This is a genomic window from Mesorhizobium sp. P2_D1 (assembly GCF_056404455.1).
Genome location: NZ_JBFUDZ010000043.1, coordinates 17,173 through 34,999, shown reverse-complemented (window position 1 = coordinate 34,999; position 17,827 = coordinate 17,173). Strand labels below are relative to the sequence as shown.

General features: G+C 63.8%; 13 protein-coding genes. 3 read left to right on the top strand and 10 right to left on the bottom strand.

Annotated features, from left to right (window positions below):
- Positions 1-96 precede the first annotated feature (96 nt).
- On the top strand, positions 97-1,611 hold the full coding sequence (gene amaB / locus AC1D0I_RS24845) for an L-piperidine-6-carboxylate dehydrogenase (protein ID WP_095084475.1): 1,515 nt from the start codon (positions 97-99) through the stop codon (positions 1,609-1,611).
- Positions 1,612-1,659: 48 nt separating this feature from the next.
- Here the strand turns inward: amaB and AC1D0I_RS24840 are convergent, their stop codons facing one another.
- The 5 genes from AC1D0I_RS24840 to AC1D0I_RS24820 form a co-directional block, all read right to left on the bottom strand.
- The gene (locus AC1D0I_RS24840) at positions 1,660-2,526 is read right to left on the bottom strand and encodes a hypothetical protein (protein ID WP_477398428.1); all 867 of its coding nucleotides are present in this window, start codon (positions 2,524-2,526) and stop codon (positions 1,660-1,662) included.
- Positions 2,527-2,721: 195 nt separating this feature from the next.
- Positions 2,722-3,597, bottom strand: coding sequence for a hypothetical protein (locus AC1D0I_RS24835; protein WP_477398457.1), 876 nt, complete (start codon positions 3,595-3,597; stop codon positions 2,722-2,724).
- Positions 3,598-3,785: 188 nt separating this feature from the next.
- On the bottom strand, positions 3,786-7,070 hold the full coding sequence (locus AC1D0I_RS24830) for an efflux RND transporter permease subunit (RefSeq protein WP_477398426.1): 3,285 nt from the start codon (positions 7,068-7,070) through the stop codon (positions 3,786-3,788).
- Positions 7,067-10,183, bottom strand: coding sequence for an MdtB/MuxB family multidrug efflux RND transporter permease subunit (locus AC1D0I_RS24825; protein WP_477398424.1), 3,117 nt, complete (start codon positions 10,181-10,183; stop codon positions 7,067-7,069). Before AC1D0I_RS24825 ends, AC1D0I_RS24830 begins: the two co-directional genes overlap by 4 nt.
- On the bottom strand, positions 10,180-11,553 hold the full coding sequence (locus AC1D0I_RS24820) for an efflux RND transporter periplasmic adaptor subunit (protein ID WP_477398422.1): 1,374 nt from the start codon (positions 11,551-11,553) through the stop codon (positions 10,180-10,182). The genes AC1D0I_RS24825 and AC1D0I_RS24820 overlap by 4 nt, the downstream gene beginning before the upstream one ends.
- Positions 11,554-11,582: 29 nt before the next feature.
- Here AC1D0I_RS24820 and AC1D0I_RS24815 point away from each other — a divergent pair, with 29 nt between their 5' ends.
- Positions 11,583-11,807 carry a hypothetical protein gene (locus AC1D0I_RS24815; protein WP_477398420.1) on the top strand — a complete coding sequence of 75 codons (225 nt, stop codon included), beginning with the start codon at positions 11,583-11,585 and terminating at the stop codon, positions 11,805-11,807.
- 50 nt (positions 11,808-11,857) lie between these two features.
- Here the strand turns inward: AC1D0I_RS24815 and AC1D0I_RS24810 are convergent, their stop codons facing one another.
- From AC1D0I_RS24810 to AC1D0I_RS24795, 4 genes are all read right to left on the bottom strand, one after another.
- Positions 11,858-12,277 carry a hypothetical protein gene (locus AC1D0I_RS24810; protein ID WP_095084469.1) on the bottom strand — a complete coding sequence of 140 codons (420 nt, stop codon included), beginning with the start codon at positions 12,275-12,277 and terminating at the stop codon, positions 11,858-11,860.
- Positions 12,278-12,389: 112 nt separating this feature from the next.
- Positions 12,390-13,190, bottom strand: a complete 801-nt coding sequence (locus tag AC1D0I_RS24805; protein WP_477306711.1) for an endonuclease/exonuclease/phosphatase family protein — start codon at positions 13,188-13,190, stop codon at positions 12,390-12,392.
- 110 nt (positions 13,191-13,300) lie between these two features.
- Positions 13,301-14,764 (bottom strand): phospholipase D-like domain-containing protein, encoded by a 1,464-nt coding sequence (locus tag AC1D0I_RS24800; protein WP_477398418.1) that lies wholly within the window; start codon positions 14,762-14,764, stop codon positions 13,301-13,303.
- Between the two features lie 259 nt (positions 14,765-15,023).
- The gene (locus tag AC1D0I_RS24795; RefSeq protein ID WP_477398416.1) at positions 15,024-15,935 is read right to left on the bottom strand and encodes an alpha/beta fold hydrolase; all 912 of its coding nucleotides are present in this window, start codon (positions 15,933-15,935) and stop codon (positions 15,024-15,026) included.
- A 125-nt stretch (positions 15,936-16,060) separates the two neighbouring features.
- Between AC1D0I_RS24795 and AC1D0I_RS24790 the strand changes: the two genes are divergently transcribed.
- A complete protein-coding gene (locus tag AC1D0I_RS24790) occupies positions 16,061-16,984 on the top strand; it encodes a LysR family transcriptional regulator (RefSeq protein WP_477398455.1) in 924 nt (307 codons plus the stop codon).
- A gap of 25 nt (positions 16,985-17,009) precedes the next feature.
- Here AC1D0I_RS24790 and AC1D0I_RS24785 read toward each other — a convergent pair whose 3' ends face one another.
- Positions 17,010-17,822 (bottom strand): 3-methyl-2-oxobutanoate hydroxymethyltransferase, encoded by an 813-nt coding sequence (locus tag AC1D0I_RS24785; RefSeq protein WP_477398414.1) that lies wholly within the window; start codon positions 17,820-17,822, stop codon positions 17,010-17,012.
- Positions 17,823-17,827 lie beyond the last annotated feature (5 nt).

Here is a 17,827-nt window from a genome sequence, read left to right as displayed (position 1 = left end):
GACAGTGCCTGAGGTGTCTTTTCGGCACGCAGGCGACATGGCGCAAGGCTTGATCCGGCGCCATATGATGGCGACGGGATCTGAAAGGGACAAAAAATGACCATAGCGAAGGAAACGGCCGAGCTGCTGGCGAAACTGGGTGTGGCCAAGGACGCGCTTGTTGGCGGCGACCTGATCGTGCGCAGCCCGGTGACGGGTGAGCAGATCGCGGCGCTGAAGACGATCTCGCCGGCCGACGCGGCCAAGACCATCGATGCCGCGCACAAGGCGTTCCAGGCGTGGCGGATGGTGCCGGGCCCGCGGCGCGGCGAGCTGGTGCGGCTGCTCGGCGAGGAGCTGCGCACGCACAAGGCCGAGCTTGGCCGGCTGGTCTCGATCGAGGTCGGCAAGATCCCGTCCGAGGGACTTGGCGAAGTGCAGGAGATGATCGACATCTGCGATTTCGCCGTCGGTCTGTCCCGGCAATTGTACGGCCTGACCATCGCCACCGAGCGCCCGGGCCATCGCATGATGGAAACCTGGCATCCGCTCGGCGTCGTCGGCGTCATTTCCGCCTTCAACTTCCCGGTCGCGGTGTGGTCGTGGAACGCAGCGCTGGCGCTGGTCTGCGGCGACGCGGTGGTGTGGAAGCCGTCGGAGAAGACACCGCTGACGGCGCTCGCCTGCGAAGCGATTTTTGCCCGCGCGGTAAAGCGTTTCGGCACCGACGCGCCACAGGGCCTGGCGCCGGTGCTGATCGGTGACCGCGCGGTCGGCGAGATCCTGGTCGATCATCCCAAGGTGCCACTGGTATCGGCCACCGGCTCGACGCGCATGGGCCGCGACGTTGGCCCGCGCCTGGCCAAGCGCTTTGCCCGCGCGGTCCTGGAACTCGGCGGCAACAATGCCGGCATTGTCTGCCCGACCGCCGATCTCGACATGGCGCTGCGCGCGATTGCCTTCGGCGCGATGGGCACGGCGGGACAGCGCTGCACGACGCTGCGGCGCCTGTTCGTGCATGACAGCGTCTATGACGCCCTGGTTCCACGTCTCAAGAAGGCTTACGAAAGCGTCTCGGTCGGCAACCCGCTGGAGACCTCTTCACTGGTCGGACCGCTGATCGACAAGGCTGCTTTCGACGCCATGCAGAAGGCGCTGAAGGAGGCGGGTTCACATGGCGGCAAGGTGACCGGCGGCGCCCGGGTCGAGAACGGCCATCCGGATGCCTATTATGTGCATCCGGCGCTGGTCGAAATGCCGAAACAGGTTTCGCCGGTGACGGAAGAGACCTTCGCGCCGATCCTCTATGTGATGAAATATTCGGATTTCGACGCCGTGCTCGATGAGCATAACGCGGTCGGCGCCGGCCTGTCGTCGTCGATCTTCACCCGCGACCTGCAGGAGTCCGAGCGCTTCCTTGGTGTCGACGGTTCGGACTGTGGCATTGCCAATGTCAACATAGGCACTTCGGGCGCCGAGATCGGCGGTGCCTTCGGCGGCGAGAAGGAAACCGGCGGCGGTCGCGAGAGCGGCTCCGATGCGTGGAAGGCCTATATGCGGCGCGCCACCAACACGGTGAACTATTCCAAGGCACTGCCGCTGGCGCAGGGCGTTTCGTTCGACATCGATTAAGGACGCCGGGGCTCCTATGCATCTCCCGCACGGGGGATGCCGCACCGATCATCTGCCTGCCGGCAAGCCGAAGGCCTCGACGAAGGCGGCATCGATGATGGCCAGCTTCACGGCCTGGGCGGTCATGTATTCGCGGTAGAAATCGGCCGACACCCACATCACCGAATTGCCGCGTTGGCCGAGCCAGCCGACGCTGCCGAGGTCCTCGGCATCACGCAGCTTGCGCCCCAGATGGGTTCGCGACAGTTTGAGCCATCTGGCGAAATCGCCGATCGAGACGATGCCGGTCGGGATTTGATCGAGGCCGGCATGATCGGGATCGACGCTCGATATCAGCCAGTCCATGACGACGCCGCCGTTGTTGAGCCAGGTGAACAGGGAAAAGGTCTGCCTGGGCTCGCGGACGGGGCTGGAGGAGACCAGGCCGTCGGCCACCAGCGGCTGCACCCTGGCGAGCGCGTCGGGCCGTTCGAGGAACGTCGCCAGACGGTTCGCGCCGTCGAGGCTGTCCAGCGTGTGCAGATGCGCCATCATCCAGCCGGCAACCGTCTCCAGCGTGTTTACTGTGGGTTGTATCGGGCGGATGCGGCCGTCCTGCGTCGTCGGCAGAAGCTCGACGAAATTGTAATGCAGCATCTCTTTAATGAAGGCGTCAGCGGTGTTGCGGCTGGCGACGGCGTTCTGGCGGATCACGTCGATGAAACGTGCCGCCGTCAGTTGCTTGCGATAGTCGTCAGGCTTCCGCCTGAAATGCAGGGCGAGGCCGATATGCGCCATCAGCCAACGCTGCTGGGTGGCGAACACCGACGCAAGCCGAGGGCTCATCCCGTAAGCCTGGATCAGCGCCTGTGCCTGGGCACGGACACAGCGATACAATGCCGGGTGGCCGGCAATAAGCTCCGAGGTCAGCGCCATTCTCCCCCTGCTCCGATTCGGCCTGACGGCTGCGAAGACCCAACCACATTTTCAGCCTTCCGCTTCTGTGTCCAGAAGCAGTCCGCCGGTGCCGGTTCACAGCATCGTGGGTTTGGTGCATGACCCGCGCTAGGTCTTGATTTTATGTATGTCGTTGTCCCAGAACCGGGCCACTTTCGGGCAACATGCATCGGGTCACGGCGAGGGTCGGCGGGCCTCGGATAGCGGAAAACAGGCGTTGAAAGCGGCATCCACAATGGCCAGCTTGGCGGCCTGGACGGTCATGTACTCCTGGAAGAACGTCTTCGACACCCACATCACCGAATGGCCGCGCAGGCCGAGCCAGCCGATGCTGCCAAGGTTCTCTGCCGCGCGCAGCTTGCGGGCAAGATGGGTGCGCGAGAGCTTGAGCCATCTGGCGAAGTCGCCGATCGAAACCACGCTGGTTGGAATCCGGTCCAGGCCGGCATGATCGGGATCGATACCGGACATCAGCCAGTCCATGACGATGCCGCCATTGTTGAGCCAGATGAACAGGGAAAAGGTCTGGTTGGGTTCGCGCACCGGCTTGGAGGAAAGCAGGCCGTCCGCCACAAGGGGCTGCAGCCTGGCAACCATCTCGGGCCGCTCCAGGAACCTCGTCAGGCGATCCCCACCGTCGAGCTGATCCAGCGTCTGCAGATGGGCGAGGACCCAGCCGGTAAAAGTCTGCACGGTGGCCGCCGTCGGCTGCAGGGGGTGCGTGCGCCCGTCGCCGCCCGACACATATTCGGCGATGTGGTAGTGCAGCATCTCCTTGATGAAAGCGTCCGCTGTGTTGCGGCTGGCCACCGCGTGCTGGTGCACGACCTCGATGAAGCGCGACACCGTCAGCTCCTTGCTGCGGTCGTGCGGGTCACGCCTGAAATGCATGGCAAGGCCGACATGGCCCATCAGCCAACGCTGCTGCGTGGCGAAAATGGAAGCCAGCCGCGGGCTCTCTTCATAGATGCGGATCAGCGCCAGCGACTGTGCCTGAACATGGCGATGCAGGGCTGGATGGCCGGCAATGTCTTCCAGATTCAGCGAAATCCTCCTTGTGTTCCGAGCGAGCCGCTGCAACCCAGACGACGTAACCACTTTTTCAGCCTTCGCCGCTTGTGTCCAGACGTTCCATCCGGTCCACAGGCACGGAGAGACATGGCTGAGGCGGGCCAAGTTACAAGCCGTTGATCGCAGAGAGGGGAGCTTCGGACTCTCTGCGTCGGCCGGTCGCCATCTCATTCTCCCGGCTGTGCACCGGGCTGCCAAGGGCGCCACGCCGGCGACCGCAGCCCCTGGCACCAGCGGCCGAAGCGGTCGACATAGATGTAGATGACCGGCGTCGTGTAGAGGGTCAGGATCTGGCTCAGGATCAGGCCGCCGACGATGGCGATGCCGAGCGGCTGGCGCAGCTCGCTGCCTTCGCCAAGGCCGATGGCCAGCGGCACGGCGCCGAACAGTGCCGCCATGGTCGTCATCATGATCGGGCGAAAGCGCAGCAGGCACGCCTGGTAGATGGCATCATGCGCCGATTTGTTCTCGTTGCGCTCGGCGGCCAGCGCGAAGTCGATCATCATGATCGCATTCTTCTTGACGATGCCGATCAACAGGATGACGCCGATCAGCGCCATGATGCTGAATTCGATGTCGAAGGCCGACAGGGCCAGCAGCGCGCCGACGCCGGCCGAAGGCAGCGTGGAGAGAATGGTCAGCGGGTGGACGTAGCTCTCGTAGAGGATGCCGAGCACGACATAGACGGCGATGAGCGCAGCAAGGATGAGCAGCGGCTGGTCGGAGAGCGAATCCTGGAACACCCGGGCCGTGCCCTGGAAACTGCCATGGATGGTGGCCGGCATGCCGATGCGGTCCGCCGCGGCATTGATGGCCGCGACCCCGTCGCTGAGCGCGACGCCCGGCGCGAGATTGAACGACAGCGTGGTAGCGACGAACAGGCCCTGGTGGTTGACCGAAAGCGGCGTGCTGCCGGGGCCATAGCTCGCGACCGACGACAACGGCACCATCGTCTCGGCACCGGTGCTGACGGCCGATCCGGTCGATGCGGCAGTCCTGCCGGTGCTGGTGATGGAATTGGTCGCCTGGTTGCGCGCGGCATCCGTCGCTGCGGCCGCGGCGCTGCCGGACTGTCCCGGCGCGACGAATGTACCGGCAACCGCATTGCTCGCCTGCGAACCGTGCACCGATCCGCCCGACGTGCTGACATAGACCTGTTTCAGCGCTTCGGGGTTCTGCCAGTATTGCGGCGCCACCTCCATGATGACGTGGTACTGGTTGCGCGCGACATAGATGGTGGAAACCTGGCGCTGGCCGAAGGCATCGTAGAGCGTGTTGTCGATCTGGCCGACAGTGATGCCGAGGCGCGTCGCGGTGTCGCGATCGATGACGATATCCGCCTCCAGGCCCTTGTTCTGCTGGTCGCTGTTGACGTCGGTCAGCTTCGGCTCCGTCTGCAGTGCCGCCGCGAGTTTCGGCGCCCATTGCGCGAGGTCGTCGAAACTGTCGCCTTGCAGCGTGTACTGATACTGCGCGTTCGACTGACGCCCGCCGACGCGGATGTCCTGCACCGCCTGCAGGAAGAGGGTGGCGCCCGGCACCACCGCGAGTTCGCGGCGCAGCCGGGCGATCACCTGGTCGGCGGAAACCTTGCGTTCGGCCAGTGGCTTCAGCGACACGAACATCGAGCCGGAATTGGTCTGGCCGCCACCGGTGAAGCCGACAGCGGCATCGACGGCAGGGTCCTTGCTGACGATGCCGGCGAACTGGCTGAGTTTTTGCGACATCAGCTGGAAGGAGGTTGCCTGGTCAGCCTGGATTGAGCCGACAAGCCGGCCGGTATCCTGCTGCGGAAAGAACCCTTTGGGGATGGTGACGTAGAGATAGCCATTGAGGCAGAGCGTTGCCGCAAGTACCGCCATGATCAGCAGCGGATGGTCAAGCGCCCAGGAGAGCGAGCGGCGGTAGCCGCTCAGCATGGCGTCGAAGACGCGCTCGCTGAAGCGGTAGAGCCGGCCATGGCTGCGATCCCGTTCGCCGCGCAGCAGGATCGAGCACATCATCGGGGTGGTGGTCAGCGAAATCGCGAGCGAGACCAGGATTGCGGCCGACAGCGTGATGGCGAACTCGCGGAAGAGCCGGCCGATGATGCCGCCCATCAGCAGGATGGGAATGAAGACGGCAATCAGCGAAAGGCTCATCGACAGCACGGTGAAGCCAACTTCCTGCGCTCCCTTGATCGCCGCCTCTATGCGGCCCATGCCGGAAGCGGCGTGGCGGGAGATGTTCTCGAGCACGACGATGGCGTCGTCGACGACGAAGCCGGTGGCCACCGTCAGCGCCATCAGCGACAGATTGTCGATGCTGAAGCCGAGYAAGTACATGGCGCCCAGCGTGCCGACCAGCGACACCGGCACCGCCACGATCGGTACCAATGCCGAACGCAGATCGCGCAGGAAGGCGAAGACGACCAGGATCACCAGGCCAATGGCGATCATCAGCGTCTGCGCGACTTCCCACAGCGAAGCGCGGATAGTGGTCGAGCGGTCGACCGCCAGCGACAGATCGATGGCCGGCGAGATCGAGGCGCGCAGCGACGGCATAAGCGCCTTTACGCGGTCGACCGTGGCGATGATGTTGGCGTTGGGCGATCGGTTGAGGATGATCAGCACCCCCGGCTTGCCATTGGCAAGACCGGCATTGCGGATGTTCTCGACGGAATCGTTGACCTGGCCGACGTCGGAAAGCCGCACCGGCGCGCCGTTGCGATACGCCACCACCAGTGAACGATAGGCGTCCGCATGGTTGGCCTGGTCGTTGGCGTAGATCTGATAGCGCTGCGGACCGACGTCGATGGCGCCCTTGGGGCTGTGGGCGTTGGCCGCGGCGAGGGCCGCGCGGACATCCTCCAGCCCGATGCCATAATTGTAGAGCGCCTGCGGATTGAGCTCGACGCGCACCGCCGGCAGCGAACTGCCGCCCACCGACACCTCGCCGACGCCATCGACCTGCGAGAGTTTTTGCGCCAGCACGGTGCTGGCGGCATCGTAGAGCTGTCCCTTGGACAGAGTGTCCGAGGTGAGAGTGAGAACAACGATCGGCGCGTCGGCCGGATTGACCTTGCGATAGGTGGGGTTGGAATGCAGGCTGGACGGCAGGTCGGCGCGCGCCGCATTTATGGCAGCTTGGACATCGCGTGCGGCGCCGTCGATGTCGCGGTCGAGGCCGAACTGCAAAGTGACGCGCGCGCTGCCGACGCTGCTCGACGACGTCATTTCGTTGACATCGGCGATCTCGCCGAGATGCCGTTCGAGCGGGCTGGCGACCGTGTTTGCCACGACCTGCGGACTGGCGCCCGGCAGCGACGCCTGCACCGAGATCACGGGGTAGTCGACCTCGGGCAACGGCGCCACCGGCAATTGCGGAAACGCCACCAGTCCTGCCGCCAGCAGGCCGAAGGTCAGCAAGGTCGTTGCAACCGGGCGCCGGATGAAGGGAACCGACAGGTTCATGGCGCGGCGTCCGCACCATAGGCACGTGGAAGGTCGGGCTGGACGCCCCGCAGCCGGGCGGCAAGGCGATCAAACCAGAGATAGATGACCGGCGTCGTGAACAGCGTCAGCAACTGGCTGACGAGCAGGCCGCCGACGATGGTGACGCCCAGCGGATGACGCAGTTCCGAGCCGACGCCGGTGCCGAGCATCAGCGGCAGCGCGCCAAGCATCGCCGCCAGCGTCGTCATCAGGATCGGGCGGAAACGCAGCAGGCAGGCTTGGTAGATGGCTTCGCGTGGCGCCTTGCCTTCGTTGCGCTGCGCGTCGAGCGCGAAGTCGATCATCATGATGGCGTTCTTCTTGACCACGCCGATCAAGAGGATGATGCCGATGATCGAGATGATGGTCAGGTCCTCGCCGGCGATCATCAACGCCAGCAGCGCGCCGATGCCGGCTGAAGGCAGTGTCGACAAGATGGTGATCGGGTGGATGAAGCTCTCATAGAGCACGCCGAGCACGATGTAGACGGTGATCACCGCCGCCAGGATCAGGAACAACGTGTTGTCGAGCGAAGCCTGGAATGCGCGCGCCGCTCCCTGGAAATTGGTGATGACGCTGAGCGGCATGCCGATCTCGCTTTGCGCCTGCTGGATCGCGGTGACCGCTTCGCCAAGCGACACGCCGGGAGCCAGGTTGAAGGAGACGGTGGTGGCCGGGAATTGCCCCATATGGGTGATCTGCAGCGGTGCCGTGGCGACGTGGGTGCTGGCGACCACGGCCAGCGGCACCGGACTGCCGCCGCTCGATGACGGCAGGTAGACGGAGGACAACGCGTTGAGCGAATCCTGCAAGGAGGGGTCTGCTTCGAGAATGACCCGGTACTGGCTGGATGTGGTGAAGATGGTCGAGACGATGCGCTGGCCGAAGGCGTCGTAGAGCGCGTTGTCGATCGTCGCCGGCGTGATACCGAAGCGCGCCGCCTGGTCGCGGTCGATGTCGACGAAGACGGCGAGCCCGGCATCCGACAGGTCGCTGGCGACGTCGGCGATCTCAGGCAGCGTGTTCAACCTGGCCAGCAGCTTCGGCGTCCACAGCGTCAACTCGTCAGGATTGGCGTCCTGCAGCACGAATTGATACTGCGTACGGCTGACAGTGCCGTCGATGGTCAGATCCTGCACCGGTTGCATGTAGAGGGTGACGCCGGCCGTGGCGGCGGTCGCCTGCTTCAGCCTTGCTATGACTTGCGTGATATCGGCGGTGCGCTTTTCATGCGGCTTGAGGTTGATCAGGATGCGGCCGACATTGAGCGTGGTGTTGGTGCCGTCGACGCCGATGAAGGACGACAGGCTGTCGACATCGGGGTCTTTCAGGATGATCGCCGCCAGCTCTTGCTGCCGCTCGGCCATTGAGGCGTAGGACACCGATTGCGGCGCCTCGGTGATGGCCTGGATGACGCCGGTATCCTGCACCGGGAAGAAACCTTTTGGGATGACCACGTAGAGTGCAGCCGTCAGCACCAGCGTGGCCGCCGCCACCAGAAGCATCAGCGTCTGCCGGTCGAGCACCCAGGTCAGCGCGCGGCCGTAACCCCTGATCACCCAGTCGAAGAAGTCGCGGCTGGCGCGCTGCAGGGCGTTCTCGCGCACCGCCGACAACGGTTTGAGCAGCTTGGCGCAGGCCATCGGCACCAACGTCAGCGACACCACCGCGGAAATCAGGATGGTGGTGGCGAGCGTGATGGAAAATTCGCGGAACAGCCTGCCGACGACATCGCCCATGAACAGCAGCGGGATCAGCACGGCGATCAGCGAGACGGTCAGCGATATGATGGTGAAGCCGATCTGCTGCGACCCCTTCAGCGCCGCCTGCAGCGGCGTCGCACCCTCCTCGACATAGCGCGCGATGTTCTCGATGACGACGATGGCGTCGTCGACGACGAAGCCGGTGGCGATGGTGAGCGCCATCAGCGAGAGATTGTCGAGGCTGAAGCCGAACAGGTACATCACCCCCAGCGTGCCGACCAGCGACAAGGGCACCGAGAGGCTCGGGATGAGCGTCGCACGGGCGCTGCGCAGGAAGACGAAAATGACCAGCACGACGAGCATGACGGCGAGCGTGAGTTCGTATTCGACGTCGCGCACGGACGCGCGGATGGTGGTGGTACGGTCGGTCAGCACCTTGACGTCGACAGTGCTTGGCAGCGAGGCCTGCAATTGCGGCAGCAGCGCCTTGATGCGGTCGACCACCTCGATGACGTTGGCGCCGGGCTGGCGCTGGATGTTGACGATAATGGCCGGCGTGCTGTTCATCCAGGCCGCCAGCCTGTTGTTCTCGGTGGCGTCGACCACCGTTGCCACATCGCTTAGCCGCACCGGGGCGCCGTCCTTGTAGGCGACGATCAGCGAGCGGTATTCCTCGGCGCTTTTCAGCTGGTCGTTGGCGTTGATGGTGTAGGCCCGCGACGGCCCGTCGAAATTGCCTTTCGGCGTGTTGACGTTGGCGCTGCCCAGCGTGGTGCGCAGATCGTCGAGATTGAGGCCATAGGCGGCGAGCTTGCGCGGATCGGCCTGGACGCGCACGGCGGGGCGCTGGCCGCCGCTGAGGCTGACCAGACCGACGCCCGCCAGTTGCGAGATCTTCTGCGCCAGCCTTGTGTCGGCAAGCTGCTGCACATCGCGCAGCGGCATCGTGTCCGATGTCAGGCCGAGCGTCAGCACCGGCGCATCGGCCGGATTGACCTTGGCGTAGATCGGCGGCGCCGGCAGATCGGCCGGCAGCAGATTGCCGGCGGCGTTGATGGCCGCCTGCACCTCCTGCTCGGCGACATCGAGCGAGATCGCCAGGCTGAACTGCAGCGTGATGACCGAGGAGCCGGCCGAACTGACCGAATTCATCTGGTTCAGGTTGGCAATCTGCCCGAGCTGGACTTCCAGCGGCGCGGTGACCGAGGATGTCATGACGTCCGGGCTTGCGCCCGGGTAGAAGGTCTGCACCTGGATGGTCGGATAGTCGACTTCGGGCAGCGCCGAGACCGGCAAATAGCGGTAAGCCAGCAGGCCTGACAGCATGATGGCGACCATGAACAGCGATGTCGCCACCGGCCGCAGAATGAAGGCTCGCGACGGGCTCATTGCTGCTGCCCGGACTCCGCATGGCGATGCTTGCGGCCCTGGCCCTTGTGCCTCCCGGTGTCGTCCGGCTTCAGCGTCGAGGATACCGGCTGATCGGGTGGCTGCGCCCGCGGTTGAGGCGCTGTCCCTGCCGGTGCAGGCGCCGAGGCCTGCGGGGCTGTCTGTGCCGGAGCCTGTGTCTGGCCGTCCTGTTGGAGGTTGATATGGGCTCCGTCGCGAAGCTTGTCGGCGCCGTCGACGACGATGCGGTCGCCGGGGGTCAGGCCCGCCAGGATCTCGACGTGCTCGCCATTGGTGACGCCAAGCGTGACCTTGCGCACGGAGACGGTGCTGTCGGGATTGACCAGATAGACGAAGGTGCCGGGCTGGCCGCGCTGTATCGAGGCGATCGGGGCGATCGCCACGTCCTTGTGCTCGTCCACCAGCAGCTCGATGTTGACGAACTGGTTCGGATAGAGAATGCGCGTTTCGTTGGCGAAACCCGCCCTCAGCTTGATGGTGCCGGTGCTCGGATCGATCTGGCTGTCGAAGGTTTCAAGCTGGCCGTCGGCGAGCTTCTTGTTGCCGGCGCGGTCGAAGGCGGTGGCGGGCAGCGTGGCGCCCTGCCGCAGGCGCTGCGCGATCTCCGGCAAATCGTCCTCGGGCACGGTGAAGAGGACACTGATCGGCTGCAGCCTTGTGATGACGACAATGCCGTTGGCATCGCCCGGCGTCACGTAGTTGCCCTCATCCACCTGGCGCAGGCCGGCGCGGCCGTCGACCGGCGCCAGGATGCGGCAATTGTCGAGATTGAGGGTCGCGGTCTGAACCAAGGCCTGGTCGACCTGGATGGAGCCGGCGTCCTGCGCAGCCAGGGCGACCTGCGCGTCGAGCGTCTGATGCGTCGCCGCGCCCTGGGTCACCAGTGTCTTGTCTCGTGCAAGGTCGAGCTGGGCGTCCTTCAGCATCGCTTGGTCGCGCGCCAACTGGCCCTGGGCCTGGGCGAGTGCTGCCTGGTAGGGACGGGGATCGACCTCAGCCAACAGATCGCCCTTGGCAACGTCCTGACCCTCCTTGAAGTTCACCTGGACAAGCGGGCCGATGACCTGCGGCTTGACCGTGACGGTGGAGAGCGAGGTCACCGTGCCAAGCGCGTTGAGGGTGACGTCTATCGTGCCCTTCTCGATGGTGGCGGCGCCGATCGACATCGGTTGCGCGTTTCTTCTACCACCGGGCTGCCTGGCCTCGACATGCGGGCGTTGGTAGAGATAGGTGCCGGTGGCGGCGACAATTGCAATAAAGATCAGCCACGGGATCCAGCCACGCGAACGGCGTTGCGCGACATTCGTTTGCAGGGGCGTCTGCAGGGGTATTTCCAACTGCTGGTCCATGGCGGCATCTCTCACCCCCATCAACCAATATGGCTGAAACCGACCCAAGTCGAATTAACAGTTGGACAGGTTTGACCGGCTTTGCCGGCGGTCATTCACCTCGATTTCTGCTGTTTCCGCGGTCGTGTCCAGACGGCCGGCGCGCCGGATACATGCGCATCAGCGGGCCGCCGTCGAAGGCGAGTTCGATGCCGTCGCACATCACCGACCTCGAATGGCAGCGTTATTTTCGTCAGCTGATCATCGGCCGATGAGGCAAAGCGAAAACCGGCCGGCTTGTGCCGACCGGTTGTTCCGGGCGAGATCAACCGCAGACGCGGACTTCCTCGATCACCCTGTGGTGGTGGCGCCAGGTCCTGACCAGTTCGATATGACAGCGGTGATGCCGGTGGTAGCGGCGATATTCGCCGCCTTGGTAATCACCGAACTGTACGCTGTCGTCACCATACTGGTTATCGTAATCGCGCCGGTGGTGGCGGCGATACTCACCACCTTGATAGTCGCCAAACTGCGCGCCGTCGTTCTGATCGTCACCATATTGGTTGTCATCGTAATGACGGTCATGATGGCGGCGGATGATGATCTGGCCACCGTTGTCGGGCTGATCGTCCGATGAGTACTGGTTGTCGTCGGACTGGATAATCAAGCTTGCGGCTTGCGTTGGCGCAATGACGGCGGCCGTTGCGGCCAATGCCATCACCGAAGCCAGGAATAGGTTTTTCATATCTTGTCCTCCTAGGTTCAATCTTATGAACTCGCGGGAAGACTTAGCGTTCCAATATCGCTTTTCATAGCCGTGGACGCCAGGTTGGCCGTCATCGGCGGGACAATTTGCCTTACAGGCGCACAAATGCCGTCAGCGGCAGGTGGTCGGACGCTACCCGCGAAAGCGGCGTGTCATGCGCCTCCACGGCCGAGATCATGCCGTGCCGGTTGGCCATGATGCGGTCGAGCGCCAGCAGCGGCAGGTTCGACGGGAAGGTGGGCACTGCCGGCGGCAGCGGGCCAAAGGTGACATGCAGCGTATTCAGCGCGGAGCGGTTGCCGAGCCGCCATTCGTTGAGATCGCCGAGCAGGAGCGTCGGCGTGGCATCGGGGCTGTTCATGATATCCAGCACGACGCGGGCCTGCTGCGAACGGGACCGGCGCAGCAAACCGAGATGGGCGGCGATGACGCGCAGGGTCCGATTTCCGTCCAGATCGATCTCCGCCACCACGGCGCCGCGCGGCTCCAGCCCCGGCAGCCTGATCTGATGCACGTCGCGGACGACGCCCTTCTTGAACAGCAGGACATTGCCATGCCAGCCATGCCCCTTGCCATTGGCTGCAATCGGCACCGGTACCAGGCCGGTTTCATGTTCCAGGCGAGACAGGTCGAGAAGCCCGTCACGGTCGCCGAAGCGGTTGTCGGCTTCCTGCAGTGCAATCACGTCAGGATCGATTTCGCGGATGACGCGGCTGGTCCGGTCGGGATCGAACTTCCTGTCGAGGCCGATGCATTTGTGGACGTTGTAGGAGGCAACCAGCGTTCCGGTTGTGCCTGTCCGCTTGGGCGCACCGGCGTTTGCCTTCCGCATCCTGCGGTCGCGAATGGATAGAAGCATGCTTGCCGGAAGGCTGCGTCCAGTTCTGTGCATATCCGTGCTGCTCGTCCTCGCTGGCTTCAATTCGGAACCGGGCTACAGTCAAAATAGGCGCCGTCGGCATATATTCCATGACAGGCAGGCTTCACACGCGCCAACCTTGGCTAGAGATAGGGCGAACCGAGCCACAATACCCGGTCGAACAGCCTGATTAGGAAAGGTCGGGCCCGCAAGGCGTCGAGGGTCACCGGCACTGCGGTGGCGAGCGCCGATCCGATCCGTGCCCCGATCTCGCTGGCAAAGCCGGCGTCGAGGACCTCGAGGTCGATCTCGAAATTCAGCCGCAGCGACCGGGCGTCAAGGTTGGAAGAGCCGACATACGCCCACACGCCGTCGATCGAAAGCAGCTTCGAATGGTCGAACGGTCCCTTCGTGCGCCAGATGCGGCAATAGTTCTTCAGCAGCTGATCGAACTGCGCCGTCATAGCGCGGTCGACAAGGAAAAGGTTGTTGACCGCCGGCACCACGATGTCGATTTCGACGCCGCGCCTTGCAGCTGTGGCCAAGGCGCTGATCAGTTCACGGTCCGGCAGGAAATAGGGCGACATCAGGCGGATCGATTTGCGAGCGACGGAGAACGCGCCGATCAGCAGCTTGTGGTTGGTCTCGATGCTGGCGTCCGGGCCGGACGCGACCGCCCGCACCAGCATGGGCAGGCCGGGCGCAGGCGACAGCGGCCCAATTCGCCAGGCATCGCCCTTCAACGGTTCGTCGGTCGCGAAGCGCCAATCCTCGGCGGCGACCGAGAAGAGATCGGCGACGACCGGACCAGTGACCCGGAAATGCGTGTCCCTGGCGCAGTTGGAACCGGCGAACTCGGCCGAGAAGCCCTTGCGGATGTTCATGCCGCCGGTGAAGGCGACCTTACCGTCGATGATCAGGATCTTCCTGTGGGTCCTGAGATTGGCGTAGGGCAGGCGCAGGCCCATGACGATGTTACCGTTGAAGACATCGGCGGTGATGTCGGCGCTGCGCAGATGCCCCAGGATGCTCGGCACGGAATAGCGGGCGCCGACGGCATCGATCAGCACGCGGACCGTGACGCCGCGCCGGACGGCGCCGGCGAGCACCTCGACGAAGAGCATGCCGACGGCATCATTGTCGAAAATATAGGTCTCGAGCAGGATGCTGCGCTCGGCGCCGTCAATCGCCGCGCACATGGCGGCATAGGCTTCGTCGCCTGTCTCCAGCACATCGATTGCGTTTCCAGGGTGGAGCGCGCGCCGCGCCACCCTGTCGCCCAGTGTCCGCAGACCGGTGAACCGCTGCCCGTATCGCTCGACGATCAGGGCCTCTTCGGCGACAACGTCGCGCTCATGCTTGGCGGACACCGCGCCGCCGGTAAGTGGGCGCTGCGCGCTGATCGAGGCGCGACGGATGCGGTTGATACCGGCGACGGCATAGATCAGCACGCCTATGATAGGCGACAGCACCATCACGCCGACCCAGCCGGTGGCTGCGCGGACATCTTCCTTGGTCATGACGACGTGGATGATGCCGACGGTCGCCATCACCACCGAGATGATCGCAAGGATTTGGGGCCAGTGAGTCGCTAGAGTCTCGAACATTGCCGGGACTATCCAGCGAGCGGTTGCAGAAGGCAATGCGGCCCCGGCGTGGGGGGCGAACCCACGGATCGGCGTTACCGGGTAAGTGTCTGCAACCGTTGCGAGCGGCGTAGCCGAGGGCACTATCTGAATTGTCTCGGTACGGAGCAGCAGGCTGGGAGCTCCATCTGCTTTTACCGGCTTCGGAATCTTTCTGTCAGTCAGGGCGATACGATTGAGGATCAAGCCAAGGAACTCGCCGGGCGAAGACTTGTGCGCCTCACTTCCGGTCGAGAAAAGTCCTCACGGCTGCGATCGTGGCCTCCGGCTGCTCTTCCATGAGCCAATGTCCCGAATGGGGTACCACGACTTCGGTCACGTCCGTCGCGGCATTGCGCATGACGACCGCCTCGGTTGCTCCAAAGGATTTTTCGCCGCCGATTGCCAGCACTGGCATGGTGAGTTTCGTCATCATGGATACCTTGTTGTCTTCGACGTCCTGCCGGATAGAGCGGAACTGCGCGAAGGCCGAGCGCATCGCTCCCGGAAGGGCGTAGAACTTGGTATAGTGTTCACGCGTTGCTTCGTTGATCTTGGACGGATCGCCTGCGAATTCGTTCCAGAAACGATCAAGGTAGATGCGTTCACGTCCGGCCACCAGCCGCTCTGCATCCGGCCCGCCAAAATCGAAATGCCACAGCGCCGGGCTGCGCACGACCTCATCCCAGGGCGGAATGCCGGGAACCGGCGCGTCCATCACCACCAGCTTTTCGGTCTTGTCCGGATAACGTGCCGCATAGGCGTAGGCGACCATCGTGCCAATATCGTGCCCGACAATGATGGCATGGTCGATATCAAGCGCGGTCAGAATTGCGCGGATGTCGGCCGCCTGTGTCCGTTTGTCGTAGCCATCGACTGGATGGGACGACAGACCCATACCCCGCAGATCCGGAATGACGATCCGGTGATCGCGGGACAGTTCGGTGGCCAGCGGCCCCCACATATCACCGGTGTCACCGAAACCATGTATCAAAACCACCGGGGAGCCCTGTCCGCCCACACGGACATGCAGCGTCACGTCACCCACCTTGATATCCTGCGTCTGGAAGCCAGGGGGCAACGATTGAACCTGCGCTGCGGCAGGCAATGAAATCACAAGCATGCCAAACAGGCCAAGCAGGAACCTGAACATCTCTTAATCTCCGCCAATTGGTCCCAGTCTCGTGACCATCATCTGTACCTTGTTTGAGTATGGCGCAGGACTTTCGTTCTGGTTAGCCATATAATTCGGGAACTCGATTTCGGAAAATGCGGACAATCATGAAGCTTGAAGGCATCGGCACGTTCGTCACCGTCGCGGAAGCGGGTTCGATCAGCGAAGCTGCCCGGCGTCAACGATTGTCCAAATCGGTGGTGAGCGAGCGTTTGGCCGAGCTCGAAAGAAGCCTGGGCACGACATTGCTGCATCGTACGACGCGCAGACTTACCCTGACGGAGGATGGGATAGCTTTCCTCGCACGAGCGCGCCGCATCGTCAGGGAAGTGGGGGACGCCGGCGCCGACATGGCGGAACGACGCGGCGAACTGGTCGGGCCGCTGCGTATCTCCGCGCCGGTCACATTTGGACGCATGCATCTCGGGCCGGCGCTTTACCCTTTCCTGGCGCGCCATCCAGGGATCGAACTGACGCTCGATCTCGACGACCGGCGCGCCGATGCCGCTGCAGATGGTTACGATGCGGTTGTGCGACACGGTGCGATCCAGGATTCGCGGCTGATAGCATGGCGCCTCGCGGCGAGCCGACGCGTTCTCGTCGCGTCGCCGGAGTATATCGCCCGGAACGGTGCGCCTACGTCAATGGCTGACCTGGCCAGCCATCGGGGCATTTTCTACACCCATCGCGGCGTCGCCGATTGGCGCTTTCCCAGCCCCGACGGCGCTGCGATTGTCCGGGGTCGGATCGGGTTGCTCGTCAACAATGGTGACGTCATGCGTGAGGCTGCGATCGCGGGTCTAGGAATAGCCTTGCTGCCGACATTCATTGCCGGAGGAGCGATCAGAACCGGTGAACTCAAGGTCGTCGGTATCGGCGTCGAGGCCGAAGGCGAATTCATCTATATCGCGTATCCTGAAGGACCGCCGCCATCGGCCAAGCTCAAGGCGTTCGCGGAATGTCTGATCACTGCAATCGGTGATCCGCCCTACTGGGATGTGCCTGATTGCCGCCCGACGGACAAATGATTATCCGCTCCATCTAGGCAAATCACTAAAGACCCAGGGCAATCTTGAAAGCAGAAAGCTCGTCGTCGGTGACGGGGACCACGTGCTGCGGCTCGGGGTAGGCGCCCGTCTGCACGTCGGATATGAACTCGCGATAGGCGGCGATGCGCTCGCGCTGTAGCCGCTCATATTCGGCGGCGAAGTTGCGGTAGGTCTTGGCGTGGCGCGGCCTGTGGCCAGCGGTGTGGCCGAGCACGTCCTCGCTGAAAAGATACTGCGCGTCGGCATGCGGCCCGGCGCCCATGCCGAGCATGATCATGGGCGTATTCCTGGTGATCAGATCGGCAACCCGGTCGGGCACCACCTCCAGCTCGGCGCCGAAGCAGCCAATGGCCTCCAGGCGCTTGACGTGATCCCACACCGCACGCGCACTCTCGGCCGTCCTGCCGACGGCCTTGAAGCCGCCGGTCCAGGTGCATTGCGAGGGGATCAGGCCGACATGGGCGACGACCGGCACGGCGTTGTCGCAGAGCGCCTTCTGGATATCGAGCGAGGCGGCGCAGTAGAAGCAGTCGCCGCCGATGCGCATGAACTGGTAGGCGGTTTTCAGATAGTCCTTCGAGGTGACCAGATTGCCGGCAGGACCGTAGGGCAGTCCGACCTGCCCGAAGCATCGGCCGGCCGCCTCGCGCATCTCGGGCGAGAAGAAGCGGCCCTCGATCGAAAGCATGTCTATGCCGGCCGCATCAGCTGCCGCCGCCTCTTCGAGATTGGTGACGTAGAGCATGGAAATCTTTTGTCCACGGCCCTTCATGGCGCGGATGCCGGCGACGGTGGGACGGCTGTTCTTGGTGACCATTCTTG